This is a genomic window from Geodermatophilus saharensis (assembly GCF_900188205.1).
Lineage (GTDB): Bacteria > Actinomycetota > Actinomycetes > Mycobacteriales > Geodermatophilaceae > Geodermatophilus > Geodermatophilus saharensis.
In genome coordinates this window covers 28,314-46,813 of the sequence record NZ_FZOH01000014.1, presented here as the reverse complement: position 1 = coordinate 46,813, position 18,500 = coordinate 28,314, and the positions used below count along the sequence as shown (strand labels likewise).

General features: G+C 76.3%; 19 protein-coding genes. 14 read left to right on the top strand and 5 right to left on the bottom strand.

The window, feature by feature from the left end; genetic code table 11:
• The 10 genes from CHC04_RS23130 to CHC04_RS23085 form a co-directional block, all read left to right on the top strand.
• Nucleotides 1-437, top strand: a 437-nt coding sequence (locus CHC04_RS23130) for a methyl-accepting chemotaxis protein (RefSeq protein ID WP_245817690.1), incomplete at its 5' end; no start/stop codon positions are given.
• A 106-nt stretch (nucleotides 438-543) separates the two neighbouring features.
• Complete coding sequence (locus tag CHC04_RS23125) at nucleotides 544-2,895, top strand: chemotaxis protein CheA (RefSeq protein ID WP_089406312.1); 2,352 nt, start codon at nucleotides 544-546, stop codon at nucleotides 2,893-2,895.
• Between the two features lies 1 nt (nucleotide 2,896).
• Entirely contained in the window at nucleotides 2,897-3,349 is a 453-nt protein-coding gene (locus CHC04_RS23120) for a chemotaxis protein CheW (protein ID WP_176450162.1), read from the top strand.
• 157 nt (nucleotides 3,350-3,506) lie between these two features.
• On the top strand, nucleotides 3,507-4,397 hold the full coding sequence (locus CHC04_RS23115) for a hypothetical protein (protein ID WP_089406311.1): 891 nt from the start codon (nucleotides 3,507-3,509) through the stop codon (nucleotides 4,395-4,397).
• 367 nt (nucleotides 4,398-4,764) lie between these two features.
• The gene (locus tag CHC04_RS23110) at nucleotides 4,765-5,874 is read left to right on the top strand and encodes a protein-glutamate methylesterase/protein-glutamine glutaminase (RefSeq protein ID WP_089406310.1); all 1,110 of its coding nucleotides are present in this window, start codon (nucleotides 4,765-4,767) and stop codon (nucleotides 5,872-5,874) included.
• Complete coding sequence (locus CHC04_RS23105; RefSeq protein ID WP_089406309.1) at nucleotides 5,871-6,695, top strand: CheR family methyltransferase; 825 nt, start codon at nucleotides 5,871-5,873, stop codon at nucleotides 6,693-6,695. Before CHC04_RS23110 ends, CHC04_RS23105 begins: the two co-directional genes overlap by 4 nt.
• On the top strand, nucleotides 6,692-7,081 hold the full coding sequence (locus tag CHC04_RS23100; RefSeq protein WP_245817689.1) for a response regulator: 390 nt from the start codon (nucleotides 6,692-6,694) through the stop codon (nucleotides 7,079-7,081). Before CHC04_RS23105 ends, CHC04_RS23100 begins: the two co-directional genes overlap by 4 nt.
• On the top strand, nucleotides 7,078-7,605 hold the full coding sequence (locus tag CHC04_RS23095; protein WP_089406308.1) for a chemotaxis protein CheX: 528 nt from the start codon (nucleotides 7,078-7,080) through the stop codon (nucleotides 7,603-7,605). Before CHC04_RS23100 ends, CHC04_RS23095 begins: the two co-directional genes overlap by 4 nt.
• Nucleotides 7,602-7,964 (top strand): response regulator, encoded by a 363-nt coding sequence (locus CHC04_RS23090; protein ID WP_089406307.1) that lies wholly within the window; start codon nucleotides 7,602-7,604, stop codon nucleotides 7,962-7,964. Before CHC04_RS23095 ends, CHC04_RS23090 begins: the two co-directional genes overlap by 4 nt.
• Nucleotides 7,961-8,452 (top strand): hypothetical protein, encoded by a 492-nt coding sequence (locus tag CHC04_RS23085; protein WP_089406306.1) that lies wholly within the window; start codon nucleotides 7,961-7,963, stop codon nucleotides 8,450-8,452. The genes CHC04_RS23090 and CHC04_RS23085 overlap by 4 nt, the downstream gene beginning before the upstream one ends.
• 108 nt (nucleotides 8,453-8,560) lie before the next feature.
• Here the strand turns inward: CHC04_RS23085 and CHC04_RS23080 are convergent, their stop codons facing one another.
• Both CHC04_RS23080 and CHC04_RS23075 read right to left on the bottom strand, forming a co-directional pair.
• The gene (locus CHC04_RS23080; protein WP_089406305.1) at nucleotides 8,561-9,019 is read right to left on the bottom strand and encodes an ATP-binding protein; all 459 of its coding nucleotides are present in this window, start codon (nucleotides 9,017-9,019) and stop codon (nucleotides 8,561-8,563) included.
• A gap of 92 nt (nucleotides 9,020-9,111) precedes the next feature.
• Entirely contained in the window at nucleotides 9,112-10,788 is a 1,677-nt protein-coding gene (locus CHC04_RS23075) for a SpoIIE family protein phosphatase (RefSeq protein WP_089406304.1), read from the bottom strand.
• 176 nt (nucleotides 10,789-10,964) lie between these two features.
• Between CHC04_RS23075 and CHC04_RS23070 the strand changes: the two genes are divergently transcribed.
• A complete protein-coding gene (locus tag CHC04_RS23070) occupies nucleotides 10,965-12,740 on the top strand; it encodes a PP2C family protein-serine/threonine phosphatase (RefSeq protein WP_089406303.1) in 1,776 nt (591 codons plus the stop codon).
• 86 nt (nucleotides 12,741-12,826) lie between these two features.
• Here the strand turns inward: CHC04_RS23070 and CHC04_RS23065 are convergent, their stop codons facing one another.
• Complete coding sequence (locus CHC04_RS23065; protein WP_089406302.1) at nucleotides 12,827-13,741, bottom strand: alpha/beta fold hydrolase; 915 nt, start codon at nucleotides 13,739-13,741, stop codon at nucleotides 12,827-12,829.
• Nucleotides 13,742-13,758: 17 nt separating this feature from the next.
• Nucleotides 13,759-14,526, bottom strand: a complete 768-nt coding sequence (locus CHC04_RS23060) for a ZIP family metal transporter (protein ID WP_089406320.1) — start codon at nucleotides 14,524-14,526, stop codon at nucleotides 13,759-13,761.
• 149 nt (nucleotides 14,527-14,675) lie between these two features.
• Between CHC04_RS23060 and CHC04_RS23055 the strand changes: the two genes are divergently transcribed.
• Complete coding sequence (locus CHC04_RS23055; protein WP_089406301.1) at nucleotides 14,676-15,692, top strand: alcohol dehydrogenase catalytic domain-containing protein; 1,017 nt, start codon at nucleotides 14,676-14,678, stop codon at nucleotides 15,690-15,692.
• Between the two features lie 192 nt (nucleotides 15,693-15,884).
• Nucleotides 15,885-16,697, top strand: coding sequence for an alpha/beta fold hydrolase (locus tag CHC04_RS23050; RefSeq protein ID WP_176450161.1), 813 nt, complete (start codon nucleotides 15,885-15,887; stop codon nucleotides 16,695-16,697).
• Nucleotides 16,698-16,712: 15 nt separating this feature from the next.
• Here the strand turns inward: CHC04_RS23050 and CHC04_RS23045 are convergent, their stop codons facing one another.
• Nucleotides 16,713-17,909: an ATP-binding protein gene (locus CHC04_RS23045; protein WP_089406319.1), complete on the bottom strand. Its 1,197-nt coding sequence runs from the start codon at nucleotides 17,907-17,909 to the stop codon at nucleotides 16,713-16,715.
• 201 nt (nucleotides 17,910-18,110) lie between these two features.
• Between CHC04_RS23045 and CHC04_RS23040 the strand changes: the two genes are divergently transcribed.
• Nucleotides 18,111-18,479, top strand: a complete 369-nt coding sequence (locus tag CHC04_RS23040) for a phage holin family protein (RefSeq protein ID WP_089406318.1) — start codon at nucleotides 18,111-18,113, stop codon at nucleotides 18,477-18,479.
• The last annotated feature ends 21 nt before the right edge of the window (nucleotides 18,480-18,500 follow it).

Below are 18,500 nucleotides of genomic sequence, written 5' to 3'. Positions count from 1 at the left end.
TCAACGCCACCATCGAGGCCGCCCGCGCCGGCGAGGCCGGCAAGGGCTTCGCCGTGGTCGCCAACGAGGTCAAGGAACTGGCGCAGGAGACGGCCAAGGCCACCGAGGACATCGCGCGGCGGGTGGAGGCCATCCAGAGGGACACCGGCGCCGCGGTGAGCGCGATCGGGGAGATCTCCCAGATCGTCGCCCAGATCTCCGACCGGCAGACGACGATCGCCTCGGCGGTGGAGGAGCAGACCGCCACCACCGCGGAGATGTCCCGCTCGGTGGCCGAGGCCGCCCAGGGATCCGGGCAGATCGCCGACAACATCGCCGGGGTCTCCGGCGCCGCCGACGCCACCACCCAGGCGCTGAGCCAGACGCGGGTCGCCGTCGACGAGCTCTCCCGCATGGCCGCCGACCTGCGCACCGGCGTCGCCCGCTTCACCTACTAGGCGACCGCGCCCGGTGGGGTGGCGGACTCACCTTGAGTCCGCCACCCCACCGCCGAAGACCCATCGGGGACCCCACGGCCCCCCGGCAGCGAGAGAGAAGGCAACGGTGGACGGTCTGGACGACATCGTCGAGGAGTTCCTCGTCGAGAGCCACGAGAACCTCGACCAGCTCGACACGGACCTGGTCGCCCTCGAGCAGGAGCCCGACTCGCGGGAGCGGCTGTCGAGCATCTTCCGCACCATCCACACGATCAAGGGCACCAGCGGCTTCCTCGCCTTCGGCCGCCTCGAGGAGGTCACCCACGTCGGGGAGAACATGCTCTCCCGGCTGCGCGACGGCGTCCTCGCGCTGACCCCCGAGCGCACCAGCGTGCTGCTGCGGATGGTCGACACCGTCCGCTCGCTGCTGGCCTCCATCGAGGCCACCGGCGGCGAGGGCGGCGTGGACGTCTCCGCCGTCGTCGCGGAGATCAGCGCGGCGATGGAGGACCGGCCGGCGCCGGCCGCCGCCCCCTCCCCCGCCCCCGCCGAGGTCCCCGAGGCACCGGAGCCCACGGCCGAGCCCGTCGCCGTCGCGGAGCCCGCCGCCGTCGCCGAGGCCGTCGCCGAGCCCGTCGCCGAGCCGGTGCCGGACGAAATGCACGACGAGCACGCCGACGACGCCCACGACGAGCACGGCGAGCACGGCGAGCACGGCGACGAGCACGCCGAGGGCGGTGCGCCCACCGGTGCCGCCCGCCCGGAGGGTGCCGGCGGTCCGCAGGGCCGCCGCGGCGTGGCCGACTCGACGATCCGCGTCGACGTCGACCTGCTCGACTCGCTCATGCTGCTGGTCGGCGAGCTGGTGCTCACCCGCAACCAGATCGTCCAGTACGTGGGCCGCTCCACCGACACCGACCTGGTGCGCGCCTCGCAGCGGCTCAACCTCATCGCCAGCGAGCTGCAGGAGGGCGTCATGAAGACGCGCATGCAGCCGATCGACCACATCTGGTCCAAGCTGCCGCGCGTCGTCCGCGACCTCGGCATCCAGTGCGGCAAGTCCGTCCGCCTGGAGATGGAGGGCCGGGACACCGAGCTGGACAAGACCCTGCTCGAGGCGGTCAAGGACCCGCTGACCCACCTGGTCCGCAACTCCGTCGACCACGGCATCGAGTCCCCCGACCGCCGCCGCGCCGCCGGCAAGCCCGCCGAGGGCGTGCTCACGCTGCGCGCCCGGCACGAGAGCGGTCAGGTCGTCGTCGAGGTCGCCGACGACGGCGCCGGCATCGACCCGGAGCGGATCGGCGCCAAGGCGCTCGAGCGCGGTCTGGTCACCGCCGAGCAGCTCGCCCGGACCAGCCCGCAGGACGTCCTGCAGCTGATCTTCCTGCCCGGCTTCTCCACCGCCGCCGCGGTCACCAACGTCTCCGGCCGCGGCGTCGGCATGGACGTCGTCAAGACCAACATCGAGGCTATCGGCGGCACCATCGAGGTCGAGTCCGAGCCCGGCCGGGGCACCGTCTGCCGGCTGCGGATCCCGCTGACCCTGGCGATCGTCCCCGCGCTCACCGTCGAGTGCGCCGGCGACCGCTACGCGATCCCGCAGATCAGCCTGCAGGAGCTGGTCAGCCTCGACGCCGAGAAGGCCGCCAACGCCGTCGAGGAGGTCGGCGGCGCACCGGTCTACCGGCTGCGCGGCGAGCTGCTCCCCCTCGTGCGGCTCACCGACGTCCTCGGCCTGACCTCCGACCGCCACGACGGCCACGTCGTCATCGCGGTGCTGCGCTCCGAGGGCCGGCGCTTCGGCCTGGTCGTCGACCGGGTCATCAACACCGAGGAGATCGTCGTCAAGGCCGTCGGCGGCCAGCTCAAGGCGATCGGCCTCTACTCCGGCGCCACCGTCCTCGGCGACGGCGCCGTGGCGCTCATCCTCGACGTGCAGGCCCTGGCCCGCCGGGCGCTGCGCACCGAGATCACCGAGCGGCAGGAGGCCCGCGAGGCCGCCGCCCGCACCGCCGCCGTCGAGGCCGAGCGGCAGCGGATGCTGCTCGCCGCGATCGGCGAGGGCCGGCGGGTGGCCATCCCGCTGGACACCGTCACCCGCCTCGAGCAGGTGCGGGCCGACGCCGTCGAGCGGGTGGGCAACCGCGAGGTGGTGCAGTACCGCGGCGCGATCCTGCCGATCGTCCGCCTCGACCGGCACCTGGGCGCCTACGGCGGCGGCGACCGCGAGGTGCTCGAGGTGATCGTCTACAGCGACCACGGCCGCAGCGTGGCGATCGTCGTCGAGGAGATCCTGGACATCGTCGACGGCGGCGCCGCGGTGCGCAGCGACATCGACGACCTGGGTCTGCTCGGCTCGGCCGTCCTGGGCGACCGGGTGACCGAGCTGCTCGACGTGCGCGCGGCCATCCTCGCCGCCGACCCGGCCTTCTACGCCGCCGACTCCTCCTCCCCCACCGCCCTGCTGGAGGCCTGACGTGACGAGCGCGACCGACACCCCGACCCGTGCCGCCAGCGGTCAGCTGGCCACCTTCCGGCTCGACGGCGACCTGTACGGCGTCGAGGTCGAGCACGTGCAGGAGGTGCTGCGCAGCCAGAAGCTGACCCGGGTGCCGCTGGCGCCGCCGGCCGTGGCCGGGCTGATCAACCTGCGCGGGCAGGTGGTGACCGCCATCGAGCTGCGCGAGCGGCTGGGCCGCCCGCCGCGGCCGGCCGGCACCGACGCCGTCGTCATCGTCGTGCGGCTGCACGGGGAGGCGGTGAGCCTGCTGGTCGACTCGATCGCCGACGTCGTCGACGTCGACGCCGCCGACTTCGAGGCCCCGCCGGACACCCTCGGCGGGCAGGCCCGCGAGCTGATCCGCGGCGCCTACAAGCTCGACGGCACGCTGTTGCTGGCACTCGACGTGCAGAAGGCCGTCGGTTCATAGCGGAGCGTCACTGCCCCCTCACCTGACCGCTCCCGACACGCGGCCGTTCCCCCACGCCTCTCCGGCGATCGGGTGACGGCCGCGTGGCGTTGCGACGTGATCACCCCCAGCATGGACGGGCCGTCCGTGTCCGGACGGTGCCGTCGGAGGGGGAGACGTGCCGTACTCGCTGGTCAGTGCCGCGACGCTGGGGTTCGACCTGGTGCGCCTGCCCGGTGGCCGCGCCGCCGCCGACGTGCTCCTCACCGGCCTGACCGCCGGGCCGGACGACCTGGCCGCCCTGGCCGCCGCCTCCCGCACCGGCCGCGCCGACCGCGAGCAGCGCGCCGTGCTCGCCGTGCGCGCCCGGCGGGCCCGCGAGCTGGCCGCCGCCGTCCCGCAGCTGCGCTCGGTCACCCCCGGCGCGGAGGACCGCACCGCCGTCCTCGTCGCCCAGCTCGAGCGCGGCACCATCGGCACGGCCGCCGCCGTCGAGCGGGTGCTGCGCGAGGACGTCCTCGGGCCCGAGCACGCCGCCGCCGCCCAGGCCGGCGCCGAGGTCCGCGAGCGGGCCGCCGAGGTGCTCGCCGACGCCGTGGTGGGGGAGTGGGCCGCCGGGGTGCTGCCGCCGCTCGTCCGCCGCGAGCTGGTCGCGCCGTTCACCGCCGCCGTCCCCGACGCGGCCACCCGGGGCGCCGACGCCGACCTCGGCCCCGCCACGCCCGGGCTCTGCTCGCTGCTGGCCACCTTCTCGGGCCTGGACGCCCGCGGCCGGGAGCGCTGGCGCGGCGCCGTCGACGACGGCCGTGCCGAGCAGCGCCCGTGGGCCACCGCCATGCACGAGGCCTCGTGGGCCGCGCACGTCTCCGGCCGCACCCGCACGCTGGCCACCGCCCAGCTGCTCGCCGTCCGCGCGTTCGCCGACGGCGGGTTCGACGCCCGCGACGGCGCCTCCGGCTCGTGGAACGCCCTCGCCGGCGTCGTGCAGGGGCTGACGATGGGCGACCTGCTCGGCGGCGGCGCCCTCGACGTCCTCCTGGCCCCCTGGCACCGCGTCACCGCCCGCTGAGGGGGACGCGGCGGCGCGCTCCGGGTTGATCCTCGGCTGCGCGCACGCGACACGGGACGACACGCCCCCGGACGTGCACGCGTCCGGTGATCGACAGGCGGCCGGGTCGCGTCGGCGCAGGTCAGCTCCCCGCGGCCCCGGACGGGCGGTGGGCGGCGCGGTCGACATGTGCCCGCGACGGCACCGGTGACCGCCCGGCGCCGTAACGGTTGCGCGCCCCGCGTCAACACGACCGCCGGGTCGGCCGACAACTCCTGGGACAGGCGGTGCGCGTGGGACGCCGGGTGATCCCCGGATCCGACCCGCCGCTGCCGAGTACCCGACGAACGGCCCTCCGCGGCCGGACGCCGCTGGAGCAGGAGGACGTGTGGACCCGATCCGGGTGCTGGTGGTCGACGACTCGGTCGTCGTCCGCAAGATCGTGACCGACGTGCTGTCCTCCGACCCCGCCATCGAGGTGGTCGGGACGGCGGTCAACGGGAAGCTCGCGCTGGGCAAGGTCGACCAGCTGCGCCCCGACCTGGTCACGATGGACATCGAGATGCCGGAGATGAACGGCATCGAGGCCGTCCGCGCCCTGCGGGCCGCCCGCAACCGCCTGCCGATCGTCATGTTCAGCACGCTCACCGAGCGCGGCGCCGCGGCCACCCTGGACGCCCTCTCGGCCGGCGCCAACGACTACGTGACCAAGCCGGCCAACGTCGGCAGCGTCGCCGCGTCGATGGAGAGCGTGCGCGAGCAGCTCATCCCCCGGATCAAGGCGCTCACCGGCCGCCCGGTCACCGGCCCGCCCCGGCCCGCGGCCGCCCCGGTCGCCCCGCGCACCCCGGCGCCGCGCAGCGCCGCGCACAAGGCCCCGGCGGTGCTGGTGGTCGGCTCCTCCACCGGCGGCCCGGAGGCCCTCGCCCGGGTGCTGCCGGCGCTGCCGGCGGCCCTGCCCGTGCCGGTCCTGGTGGTGCAGCACATGCCGCCGGTGTTCACCCGCCAGTTCGCCCAGCGCCTCGACCGGCTCTCGGCGCTGCGGGTCGTCGAGGCCGCCGACGGCTCGCCGCTGCTGCCCGGCACCGTCCACCTGGCCCCCGGCGACCACCACCTCACCGTGCGCGGCAGCGGCCGGGGCGCCACGACGGTGCTCTCCCAGGGCCCGCCGGAGAACTTCTGCCGGCCCGCCGTCGACCCGCTGTTCCGCTCCGCGGTCACCGCCTACGACGGCGCGGTGCTGTCGGTGGTGCTCACCGGCATGGGCGCCGACGGGCGGGAGGGCGCGAGCGCCGTCCGCGACGCCGGCGGCACCGTCGTCGTCCAGGACCAGGCCACCTCCGTCGTCTGGGGGATGCCCGGCGCCGTCGCCTCGGCCGGCCTGGCCGACGAGGTGCTGCCCCTCGACCGCATCGCCGAGGCCATCACCCGCCACCTGGCGCGCGCCGTGCCGCACGCCCCGGCCGCCCCGGCCCTCGCGAGGGGAGCCCTCCGATGACCCTCACCGCCACCCGCTTCGACTGGGTGCGCCAGCTGGTGCACCGGGAGAGCGCGATCGTGCTCGCCCCCGGCAAGGAGTACCTGGTCGAGGCCCGGCTGCTGCCGCTGGCCCGCAGGATGGGGCTCTCCGACGTCGACCAGCTCGTCGACGCCGTCCGCAGCCGCCCGCGGCCGGACGAGACCCGACAGATCGTCGAGGCGCTCACCACCAACGAGACGTCGTGGTTCCGCGACGGCGACCCGTTCACCGGGCTGACCTCGACCGTCCTCCCGGCGCTGCAGGCCGCCCGCGGTCCGGCCGAGCGGCTGCAGATCTGGTCGGCGGCCTGCTCCAGCGGCCAGGAGCCCTACACGATCGCGATGCTGCTCGAGGACGCGCTGCCCGGCGCGGCCTCCCGGGTCACGATCACCGCCACCGACATCTCCCGCGAGATGGTCGAGCGGACCAGGGCCGGCCGGTTCACCCAGCTCGAGGTCAACCGCGGCCTGCCCGCCCCGATGCTGGTCCGGCACTTCCAGCGGGCGGGCAGCGAGTGGGAGGTCGCCCCCGGCCTGCGCCGCATGGTCACCGCCCGCGAGTGCAACCTGGCCGCCCCGCTGCCGCGGATGGGCCCGTTCGACGTGGTCTACCTGCGCAACGTCCTCATCTACTTCGACCTGCCCACCAAGCAGGCGATCCTCCGCCGGGTGCGCGAGCTCATGCGCCCCGACGGCTGGCTGTTCCTCGGTGCCGCCGAGACCACCCTCGGCGTCGACGACTCCTGGAGCCGCGTCGTGCTCGGCCGGACCTCCGCCTACCGCCCGCTGAAGGGGGCATGACCGTGCGCGCTCTGGTGATCGACGACTCCCGCGCCATGCGGCGCATCGTGACCGGGATCCTCGAGGGCCTGGGCTACGAGACCCGGCAGGCCGGCCACGGGCAGGAGGCGCTCGACGTCCTGCACGAGGGCTGGACTCCGGACCTGTGCACCATCGACTGGAACATGCCGGTGATGGACGGGCTGCAGTTCGTCAACGCCGTCCGCGCCAACCCGGCCTGGCGCGCGGTGACCCTGATGATGGTCACCTCCGAGAGCGAGCACGGCCAGATCGTGCGCGCGCTGGCCGCCGGCGCCCACGAGTACGTGATCAAGCCGTTCACCGCCGACGCCATCCGCGACAAGCTCGCGCTGCTCGGCCTGCTCCCGCAGGAGGTCGCCCTGTGACCGCCCCCCGCGACACCGGGCTGCGCCGCCGCGCGAGCGACCGCCCGCCGGCCGTCGTCGACCTGCTCGACGGGGACACGCTGCTGCAGATCGCCGAGCAGGCGTGGCTGGCCCTCGTCGGCGAGGACGAGGTGCTCGTCCCGCTGCCGGCGCCGCTGCCGGCCGACACCAGCAGCTCCTGGGTCGAGATCGTCGGCCCGTGGACCGGCGCCGTCGTGCTGACCTGCGGCCGCGACACCGCCGCGGAGCTCACGCGGGCCCTGCTCGGCGAGCACGCCCCGGCGGTGCTCGAGGCCGAGGACGTCGACGACGCCCTCGGCGAGCTCGCCAACGTGGTGGGCGGCAACGTCAAGGCCGTCCTCCCCGGACCGTCCGTCCTCGGCCTGCCCGAGGTCGGCGCCACCCCACCTGCCGGCTCCCGTGCCGACACCCGCCGCGTCGCCGTCCTGTGGCGCGGTCAGCCGCTGACCGTCTCCGTGCAGTCCCCCCTGCACACCGAGCGAGAGAACGAGGTGCCCCTGTGAAGATCCTGGTCGCCGACGACAGCCGCGTGATGCGGCAGATCGTCATCCGCACCCTGCGGCAGGCCGGTTACGACGACCACGAGGTCGTCGAGGCCGAGGACGGCCGCGACGGCTACGACAAGGTCCGGTCGGAGAACCCCGACCTGGTCCTGTCGGACTGGAACATGCCGAACATGACCGGCCTGGAGTTCCTGCAGGCGCTGCGCTCCTCCGGCTCGGCGGTGCCCTTCGGGTTCGTCACCTCCGAGGGGTCGGCGGAGATGCGGGAGAAGGCCGCCGACGCCGGCGCGCTGTTCCTCATCGCCAAGCCGTTCACCGAGGAGTCCTTCCGGGAGAACCTCGAGGGGGTGCTGTCGTGACCGCGCCGCTGACCGTCTCGCTGCCCGACGCCAAGGCCGTCAAGGACATGCTGTCCGGGCTGGTCGGCAAGCCGGTGGGCGTGACCCCCGGCGCCCCGGTCACGCCCACGGAGCGGGACCCGGTCTCGGTGGCGGTCTACGTCGGCCCGTCGATGGCCGTCAACGCCCTGTGCGTTCTGGACCTGCCGCTGTCGGCCTGGACCGGCGGCGCGCTGGCGCTGCTGCCGCCCGGCGGCGTCCGGGACGCCGTCGAGGAGGACGGGGAGCTCACCGCGATGCTCGCCGAGGCCCTGCACGAGGTCGTCAACGTGCTGTCGGCGCTGTTCAACGTGCCCGGCGCGCCGCACTCGAAGCTGTACCGGCTGTACGTGCCGGGCGAGGACCTGCCCGGCGACGTCGCCGGGATGCTGGCCGCTTTCCACCGGCTCGACCTCGCCGTCGACGTCCCCGGCTACGGCAGGGGCCGGCTCTCCCTCGTCGTCCCCTGAGGACCGCCCCGCGTGACGGAACGGAGCGGCCCCCCTGCAGGGTCCCGCCGCGAGCCCGCTCGTGGCGGGGCGCAGGGGGGTCCTTCGTCGTCCGCCGCCCCGGGCGCCTCACGCGGAGGTGACCGCGCACTCCTCGACGCTCGTCGGCAGGCACGCCCACACGTGCTTGCAGCCGTCGTCGACGTACCAGCCGTGCGCCACCGACAGGCGGGCCACCAGGTAGAGCCCGAGCCCGCCCTTCGACGGGTCCCGCCCGACGGCGGGGGAGGGCATCGTGTCGGCGTCCCGGTCGCTCACGTCGAGCAGCCAGCCGCCGGTGCCGGCGACCACCGTCGCCACGACCGGCGACCGTCCGTGCCGCAGCGCGTTGGAGGCCAGCTCGTCGAAGGCGAGCACCAGCCGGTCCGACGCCGGGTCGTCGGGGTCGCGGGGGAAGCCGAGGGAGCCGAGGTGCTCGCGCAGGCCGGCACGCGCCCCGGGGAGCTCGGCGACGTCCTCCAGGTCCCATCGCCACAGCTCACCCCGCCCGTCGGGCAGGGGCCGCAGCGGCCAGGTGAGTCGGCCCATGTCCTCTCTCCGTCGTCGCGTCCCGTTCTCGGACGGTCATCGGGTGCCCATCCCGCCGTCCGCCCAACCGTGTCCGGCGCCGCAGGATGGGCTCAGGGGGAGGGCCGGCCGACGGTCAGCGCGACCAGGGCGACGTCGTCCTGCGGTGTCCCCTGCAGCAGCCGGGCCAGCAGCTCGTCGCACAGCCGCGGCAGCGGCAGCCCCGCCAGCTCGGCCAGCGTCCGGTGCAGCCGCTCGCTGCCCTCGTCGAGGGTGCTGCCGCGCCGCTCGACCAGGCCGTCGGTGTGCAGCAGCACCGTGGACCCGGGAGCCAGCGGGACCACGTCCTCCCGGCGCTCCGCGGTCGGGTCGACGCCGAGCAGCAGGTCGGCCTCCTCGTGGGCCAGCGCCGTCACGCCGCCGTCGGGCCGCAGCAGCACCGGCGGCGGGTGCCCGGCGTTCGCCCAGCGCAGCCGGGTGCCCCCGGCCTCCAGCCGGGCGACGGCGGCGGTGGCCAGCGTCCCGGCGTGCATCGTGGCCATCGCCTCGTCCAGGCCGCGCAGCACCTCGGCCGGCCCGCCCCGGCTGGAGTGCGCGATGCCGCGGACCAGGCCGCGCAGCTGGCCCATCGCGGCCGCGGCGGCGGTGTCGTGCCCGACCACGTCGCCGATCACCACCACCGCGTCGCCGTCGGGGTGGGAGAACGCGTCGTACCAGTCCCCGCCGACCCGGGCCGCCTCGGCGGCCGGCACGTAGCGGACCACCAGCTCCACGCCGGGGAAGGCCGGGGGTGCGGTGAGCAGGCTGCGCTGCAGCGCCTCGGCGAGCTGGATCTGGCGGCTCTGCCGGCCCACCCGGTCGATGGCGCGGCCGGCCTGCACGGCCACCGCGCGGGCGGTGGCGTGGTCCTCGGGGGTCGGGAGCCGGCCGGCGTCGAGGTAGAGCGACAGGACGCCGACGGTCCGCGACTCGGCCGGCAGCGGCAGCACCAGCACCGACTCCGCGCGCAGGTCCCGCAGCATCTCCCGCGTCCGCTCGTCGGACATGAGCGCGAGCACCTCGGTCACCGGGGCCGACACCGGCTCCCCGGTGCGCAGCGCCCGCCCCACCGGCGACTCCGGCGGCAGCGTGTCCAGCCGCACCCGCGCGTAGCGGGCCAGCAGGTCCCGGCGCTCGGGGTCGGCGTGCCACGAGCCGACGTCGCGCGTGCGGCCCTCCCGGTCGACGACGGTGACCACGCAGCCGTCGGCCAGCACCGGGACGACCAGCCGGGCGAGCCGGCCGAGCGCGGAGACGCCGTCGAGCGCGCCGGACAGCTCCGCGGCGACCCGCACCAGCAGCGTCGCGCGCGCGGCGGCGCGGTCGGCGCGCTCCTGCACCGTCCGGCGGCGGGACACGTCGGAGACGGTGAGCGCGAGCCCCTCGGCCGCCCGCGCGGCGCGGACCTCGTACCAGCCGCCGCCGGCCTGCACGGTCACCGGCTCGGCGGAGTCGGCGGCCTCGGCCCCCGCCGAGGCCAGCGCCCGGCCCGCGGTGCCGGGCACCTCGGTGAGCACCCGACCGAGCAGGTCGGCCTGCAGGTGCCCGAGCAGCCGCTCGGCGGCGGCGTTGAGCCAGGTCAGCCGCCCCTCCGGGTCCAGCGCGAGGACGGCGGCCGGCAGCCGGTCGACGAGTGCGGCCAGCGCGGCCGGGTCGCCGGGCGGGGGAGTGCGGCGGGGGAGCGGGACGGTGGGCTGGGGGCCGGGAGGCACGCCGCGCACGGAGCCGGGCTCGAAGAGCGGTTCGGCCATCGTCGTGGGTCCTCCCGGCGCCGTCGGGGCGAGGCTGGCTCCCGCGGACACCACCGTGATCGTGGCGGAGGCGGCCCCGGCTGCCAACCAGCCGCCGCACCGGCGCGTCACCTGTACGGGGCGGTCCGGTACCGGAGGGCGGGTGCGGGCAGGTGCATGCGGCAGCATGTCCTCCCGTGACCCCGGACGGCCTGGCCCCGCCGCCGAACGACCTGCTGGTGCAGGCCGTCGAGGGCATGCAGCGGCCGCTGTTCGTGCTCGACGAGGACTGGCGCTTCGCCTACGTCAACCCCGCCGGCGCCACGCTGCTCCGGCGCACCGCCGCCGACCTCACCGGGCGCGGCATCTGGGAGGAGTTCCCCGAGGCCGTCGGCGGCCCGTTCGACGAGCTCTACCGGCAGGTCCGCCGGAGCGGGGGGTCGGGCTCCACCGAGGCGTGGTACGCGCCGCTGGACACCTGGTTCCACGCCGACGCCTTCCTCACCGACGCCGGCCTCGTCGTCACCTACGACGACGTCACCGCGCAGCGGCGCGCGGAGGAGGAGCGGGCGGCGGCCGTCGCCGCCCGCGAGCAGGCCGCCGCCGCGGCCGCGGAGGCCGCGGCGCGGGCCGAGACCGCGGCCCGCCACCTGGTGCTGCTCGGCGACATCAGCCAGGCCATGACCGCCACCACCGACGTCGACGAGGCCGTCGCCCGGCTGGCCCGCCTCGTCGTCCCGCTGCTGGCCGACTGGTGCCTGGTCAGCGTGGTCGACCCCGACGGCAGCCGCCGCGACGTCGGCCGCGCGCACAGCGACCCCGCGATGGTCCCGGCGATGCACCGCTACGCCGACCTGCGGGTGCGCAGCAACCGGCCCTCGGCGCCGGTGCCCACGGCGCTGGCCAGCGGCCGCCCGGTGGTGCTGCGGCACGTCACCGACGACGACGTCCGCGCGATGGTGGCCGACCAGGCCAGCCGCGAGGCGCTGGCGGCGCTGCGGGTCTCCGCCGTCGCCACGTTCCCGCTGCTCGCCCGCGGCGAGCTGTTCGGGGCGTTCACGCTGGTCAACGGCCCCGAGCGGGGGCCGCACACCGACGCCGAGCTGAGCACCGCCGAGATCGCCTCGCGCCGCGCGGCGCTGGCCCTCGACAACGCCCGCCTCGCCAGCGCCGCGCAGCAGGTGGCCGAGCGCATGCAGCACAGCCTGCTCTCCCCGCCCGTGCAGCCGGACTCCCTCGAGCTCGCCGTCCGCTACCGGCCGGCCACCCGCGGGGTGTCCATCGGCGGCGACTGGTACGACGCCTTCCTGCAGCCCGACGGCGACACCGTGCTGGTGATCGGCGACGTCATGGGGCACGACATCGAGGCCGCCGCGGCCATGGGCCAGGTCAAGACGCTGGTGCGCGGCATCGCGTTCGACCGGCTGGAGGAGCCGGCCGGAGTGCTGCGCCGGGTCGACCACGCCCTGGTCGGCCTCGCCGTCCCCGCGATGGCCACCGCGCTGGTCTGCCGGGTCGAGCAGGACGCCGCCGAGCGCGCGGCCGGGGTGCGCCGGCTGCGCTGGTCCTCGGCCGGGCACCCCGACCCGATGCTCCTGCTGCCCGACGGCACGGTGCGCGACCTGAGCGCCCCGGTCGGCCCGCCGCTGGGCATCGGCTGGCGCGGCCCGCGCGCCGACGGCGAGGTGCTGGTGCCCGAGGGCGCCACGCTGCTGCTGTTCACCGACGGGCTCTTCGAGCGCCGCGGGGTCCCCCTCGACGAGGGCCGCGACGCGGTGCGCGCGCTGCTGGCCGCCTCCGCCGGCAGGGGACTGTCCGCGCTGTGCGACGACCTGCTGGCCAGCATGCTCGGCGACGGCGTGGAGGACGACGTCGCGGTGCTCGCCGTGCGGGCGCACCCGGTGCGGGGGGAGCGGCCGCCCGAGGCCGGGCCCGAGGTGCTGCCGCCGGTGGTGGGCCGCCCGGCGCGCTAGGGGTCGCGACGGCTAGGGCGTGTCTGACGGATCTTGGCGGTTTGGATCGGCAGGCTCCGGGCGATGCGACAGCATCGAGCGTACGGCTAGGTGCGGGCGGCCGCGGCCCGCACCGCGTCGGCGACGGCGGCCACGCCCTGGTCGGCCCACAGGATGGAGTAGTGGTCGGTGCCGGGGACCTCGCGGGCGGTGATGCCCGCCGGCTCCAGGCCCAGGCCGGCCAGCCGCACCTCGTCGTAGAGCCCCGGCCGCTGACCGAGCATGCCGCCGGAGGCCCACAGCAGCGTCGCCGGCACCGGCAGGTTCGCCGTCGCCTCCAGCACCCGCTCGTTGAGCAGCACGTCGCCGCCGTCGACCCGCACGGCCTCCGGCACGCAGGCGCTGCGCAGCGGCACCGCGCCGGGGACGAGGTCGCGGGCGAGGAAGGCGGCGACCGCGGGGACGTCGACCCACGGGCCGACGGCGGGGTGCTGCGCCCAGAACGCGCGCACGGCGGCCAGGTCGGGGAACGTCGTCGACAGCCGGTCCAGGGAGGGGCCGAGGACGGCGGCGAGCTTGGCGTCGACGTCGGCACCGGGCGGCTCGGGCAGCGCCAGGCCGCCGTCGACGAGCACCAGGCCGTGCACCCGGTCGCGGGCCGTGCCGGCGGCGGCGAGGGCCGCGACGAAGGCGCCCATCGAGTGGCCGACGAGGACGGTGGCGTCGGCACCGGCGTCGCCGTCGGCGCCGAAGCGGTCCAGCAGCGTGGCGACGTCGTCGGCGTGCCGCTCCAGGCCGTAGGGGCCGGGCAGCCCGGCCGAGCCGGCCCGGCCGCGCAGGTCCGGCGCCACGACCTCGAACTCCCCGGCCAGCGCCGCGGCCACCGGGGCCCAGGCGAGGGCGTTGGCGGTGATGCCGTGGACGAGGACGGCGATGGGGGAGCCGGGGGCGTCGGCGGCCCAGTGCAGGGCCGCGAGGTCCCCGCCGTCGACCGGGATGCTGATCTGCACGGGCTCGGTCATGCCGCCACCCTGCCCGCTCACGCGCCGAGGCGCTCGATCGCGAAGGCGACAAGGAACCCGACGGTGGTGATGACGCCGGTCCAGGTGCGGGTCCGCTCGAACGCCTCGGGGATCATCGTGTCGGCGATCATCGTGAGGATCGCGCCCGCGGCGACGGCGGTGATGACCGCGACGGCCTCCGGGGGCGCATCGCCGAGGGCGAGGTAGCCGACCAGGGCCGCGACGCCGCTGACGACCGCGATGCCGCCCCAGACCCCGAACACGTAGCCCGCCCGGCGCCCGCTGGCCTTCATGCCCGCGGCGCTGGAGAGCCCCTCGGGCACGTTGGAGATGAACACCGCGGCCAGCACCGGCGCGCTCACCGCGCCGCCGCCGAGCAGGCTCAGGCCCAGGACCACCGACTCCGGGACGCCGTCGAGCAGCGCCCCGATCGCGATCGCGGCCCCGCTGCCGGACTGCTCGTCCTCCGAGGGCTGCCGCTCGGGCCCCTCGCCGCCGGACCGCTTGCGGTGCCGTGCCCCGCGGCGGGCCAGCAGGGCGTTGGCGACCAGGTAGGCCAGCGCGCCGCCGACGAAGCCGATCGCCGTCGGCCCCAGCCCGCCGGTGTCGGCGGCCTCCTCCACGAGGTCGAAGGCGACGGCGGAGAACAGCACCCCGGAGCCGAACGCCATGACCGACGCGATGAGCGTGCGGGGCACCCGCACGAACCAGGCCACCAGCGCCCCCAGGACGAGGGCGGCCCCGCCCAGCAGCCCCCACAGACCCGCCTCGACAGCACCCGGCACGGAGCGGTCCGTGCCCACCGTTGCTCTCTCCAACCGTCGACGCGGTCCGGTGCCCACCGGCACAGTTCCCGTGCCGACCGTTCCCGCCGCCGAGGAGACCGCCGTGCCCGTGACCGACGCCGTGCCCGCGCCGCCGTCCCGGGCCTGACGTGCGCGCCCTCGTCTCCACCGCCCCCGGCCGGGTCGCGTGGCAGGAGGTGCCCGACCCGCGGGTCGAGCCGCACGGCGCCCTCGTCCGGCCGCTGGCAGTGGCGCGCTGCGACCTCGACGCGCCGATGGTGGCGCTCGGGCTCTTCCCCGGCCCGATCCCCGTCGGTCACGAGCTGGTGGCCGAGGTCGTCGAGGTGGGTGCCGACGTCGCGCTGCGGCCCGGGGCGCGGGTGAGCGTGCCGTTCCAGGTCTCCTGCGGCTCCTGCCGGCCGTGCCGGGCCGGGCGCCCCGTGGCGTGCACCACGTACCGGGCCCCGGCCGGCGCGGCGTACGGGTTCGGCGAGCGCGGGGGAGGTCACGGCGGGGCGGTCGCCGACCTGCTCGCCGTCCCGCACGCCGACCACGCGCTGCTCCCCGCGCCGGAGGGCCTGCCGGACGTGGCGCTGGCGACGCTGCCGGACAACGCCGTCGACGCCTGGCGCACCGTGGGGCCGCAGCTGCGCGAGCGGCCCGGGGCCGAGGTGCTGGTGCTGGCCGGCGCGGTCCCCTCCATCGGGCTCTACGCCGTCGCGCTCGCCGGTGCCCTCGGCGCCGGGCGGGTGCGCTACGTCGACCGGGACGGGCCGCGCTGCGCGGCGGCGGCCGGGCTGGGCGCCGCGGTCACCCGGCTCGACGGGGACTGGCCGCGCCGGTTCGACCGGGCGGAGGTGGTGGTCGACGGCACCGCCGACCCGGCCGGCCTGGCCTGCGCGGTGCGCTCGACGGAGGACCAGGGGCTGCTGACCGTCGTCGGCATCGTGTTCGGCGAGGCGGCGCTGCCGCTGCTGGAGATGTACACGCGCGGGATCACCGTGCACCTGTCCCGCGCCGACTCCCGGCGGCACCTGCCCGAGGTCCTCGCGCTCGCCGCGTCGGGGGTGTTCGACCCGCTCGCCGTCCCCACGACGACCGCGCCGTTCGCCGACGCCGCGGAGGTGTGGCTGCAGCCGGCGACCAAGCTGGTCCTCGTCCGCTGAGCGCTCGCTCCGGGTGCGGTTCGTGCACCTGTCGTCGTCACGGGCCCCACCCGGGCGCGCTCCGTGCACAGGACGCGGTCACGAGCCGGTCCGCGTCCTCCTCCGGACGCCGGCCCGCCGCGGGACCGGTTCCCGGCCGGCGGCCACGGGCCTACCGTGGGCGTGTACGGGGCGGACTCCTCAGGGGGCCTCGTGTCCGGGACGACGCAGACGCTCCGCCACCGCACCGTCCTCCTCCCGGGGGGACTGCGGGTGCACGCCGTGGAGCAGGGGGACCCGGCCGGCCCGGTGGTCGTCCTCGTCCACGGCTGGCCGGACTCGTGGTTCTCCTGGAGCCGCGTGCTCCCGCACCTGGACCCGCGGCTGCACGCCGTCGCCCACAGCCAGCGCGGGTTCGGGGACTCCGACCACCCCGCGACCGGCTACGACCTCGACGCGTTCGCCGACGACGTGGTGGCCCTCTGCGACGTGCTCGGCGTGGGACGGGCGCACCTGGTGGGCCACTCCTTCGGCACCTTCGTGGTCCGCCGCGCGGCCCAGGAGCACCCCGACCGCGTCGACCGGATGGTGCTGATGGGCGCGGCCGACCGGATGGGCGACGGGCTGGTCCGGGAGGTCCGGTCGGCGATCGCCGACCTGCCCGACCCGGTCCCGGTGGAGTTCGCCCGGGAGTTCCAGGCCGGCACGGTCCACCGCCCCCTCCCGCCGGACTTCTTCGACGCGATCGTGGCCGAGAGCCGCAAGGCGCCGGCGCACGTCTTCCGGGACGTCTGGGAGGGGCTCGCGCACTCCCGCGACCGCGACCGGCTCGGCGACGTGACCGCGCCCACGCTGGTGCTCTGGGGCGAGGCGGACGCGTTGTTCGACCGGGGCCAGGAGGACCGGCTCGTCGCCGCACTCCCGGACGCGCGCCTGCGGGTCTACCCCGACACCGGACACTGCCCGAACTGGGAACGCCCCGAGGACGTCGCCGCGGACGTGAACGCCTTCCTCCTGCCCCGGTGATCCCGGGGCAGCGGTTCAGTCGGGGTGGCGCAGCAGGTAGCGGCCGAAGTGGGGAACGGTGAAGGCGATCTGGCCGCGCTCGGCGGAGTAGACCAGCCCCTTCTTGATCAGCGAGTCGCGCGCGGGGGACAGCGACGCCGGCTTGCGGCCCAGCGTCGCGGCCACCTCCGACGTCGCCACCGGGGCACCGGCCGGGCCGCCGAGCTCGGCCATCGCGTGCATGTACTCGCGCTCGGCGGGGGTGGCGCGGTCGTAGCGCGACCCGAAGAACCCGACGGCGAGCTCGGCCTCGGCCATCGGCGCGGCCATCGCGACGTCGCCGGCGGTGATGGGGGAGGCGGCCGCGACGTCCCAGGTGACCTTGCCGTAGGCCTGCACGAAGTAGGGGTAGCCGTCGGCGGCGTCGTAGAGGGCGTCGAGCGCGGCCGGCTCGAAGGTGACCTCCTCGCGCTCGGCCGGGGCCAGCAGCGCGCGGTCGGCGGCGGGCCGGTCGAGCCGGTCGATGCGCAGGTAGCGGAACAGCCGCTCGGAGTAGCTCTTCGACGCCGACAGCACCGCCGGCAGGTGCGGCAGCCCCGCGCCGACGACGATCAGCGGCGCGCCCTGTTGGGACAGCTCGTGGCAGGCGGCACAGATCGCCGACACGTCGGCGGCCTGCACGTCCTGCATCTCGTCGACGAACAGCGCGATGCCCCGGCCGACGTCGGCGGCCAGCCCGGCGGCGTCGGTGAGCAGCTCGACGAGGTCGATCTCCATGTCGCCGGAGTCGGCCCGGCCGGTGGTGGCAGGGACGTCGATGCCCGGCTGCCAGCGGTCGCGCACCTTCGCGGCCGTGCCGTCCCCGCCCGCCCCGCGCTGGGCGAAGGCCTTGAGGGTGCCGAGGACGGCGTCCATCGACTCCTGGTCGGGGTGGCGCAGCTCGCGCAGCGCCATGTGCAGCGCCGAGGACACCGGCCGGCGCAGCGACTGGTCCGGCCGCGCCTCGATCTTCCCGGTGCCCCACCCGCGGCCGATCGCCGCCGAGCGCAGCTGGTTGAGCAGCACGGTCTTGCCGACCCCGCGCAGCCCGGTGAGCACCAGCGAGCGCTCCGGGCGGCCGCGCGCGATCCGCTCCAGGACGACGTCGAAGGCCGACAGCTCGTCGTCGCGGCCGGCCAGCTCGGGTGGCCGCTGGCCGGCGCCCGGGGCGTAGGGGTTCCGCACGGGGTCCACGTCGAGCACCGTATGGCCCCGTCTAGCCGGTGGGGTAGAGACCGGTAGAGCCGGCGAGGGCGTGTCGTGACCCGTGCACTTCCGCGGAAGTGCACGGGAGGGGTGTCGTGGGTCGTCTACGGCTCTCTGGCGCCGACCCGAGACAGCGCTAGAGACGACGGGAGCGGGGGACTCCCAGGGAGCGCCGCTAGCGTGGCCGCCGTGATCAGGTTCGCGCTCAAGGTCGTCGTCATGGCCCTGGCCTTCTACGGCCTCACGCGGCTGCTGCCCGGCATCCAGATCGAGGGCAACGAGAACGGCGCCCTCGGCGTGAGCGGCACGTTCCTCTGGGTGGCGCTCGTCTTCGCCGTGGTCAACGCCGTGGTCGGGCCGATCCTGCGCCTCCTCTCCTTCCCCGCGATCCTGCTCAGCCTCGGGCTGTTCCTGCTGGTCGTGAACGCGGCGCTGCTCGGGATCACCGCGGCGCTGTCGGACCGGCTGTCGGTCGACGGCTTCGGCACCGCGGTCCTCGGCGGCCTGGTGCTCGCCGTCGTCGGGTGGGCCGCCGACCAGGTGCTCGACCGCGGCTGAGCGCCGCGGCGCGCCGGTCGG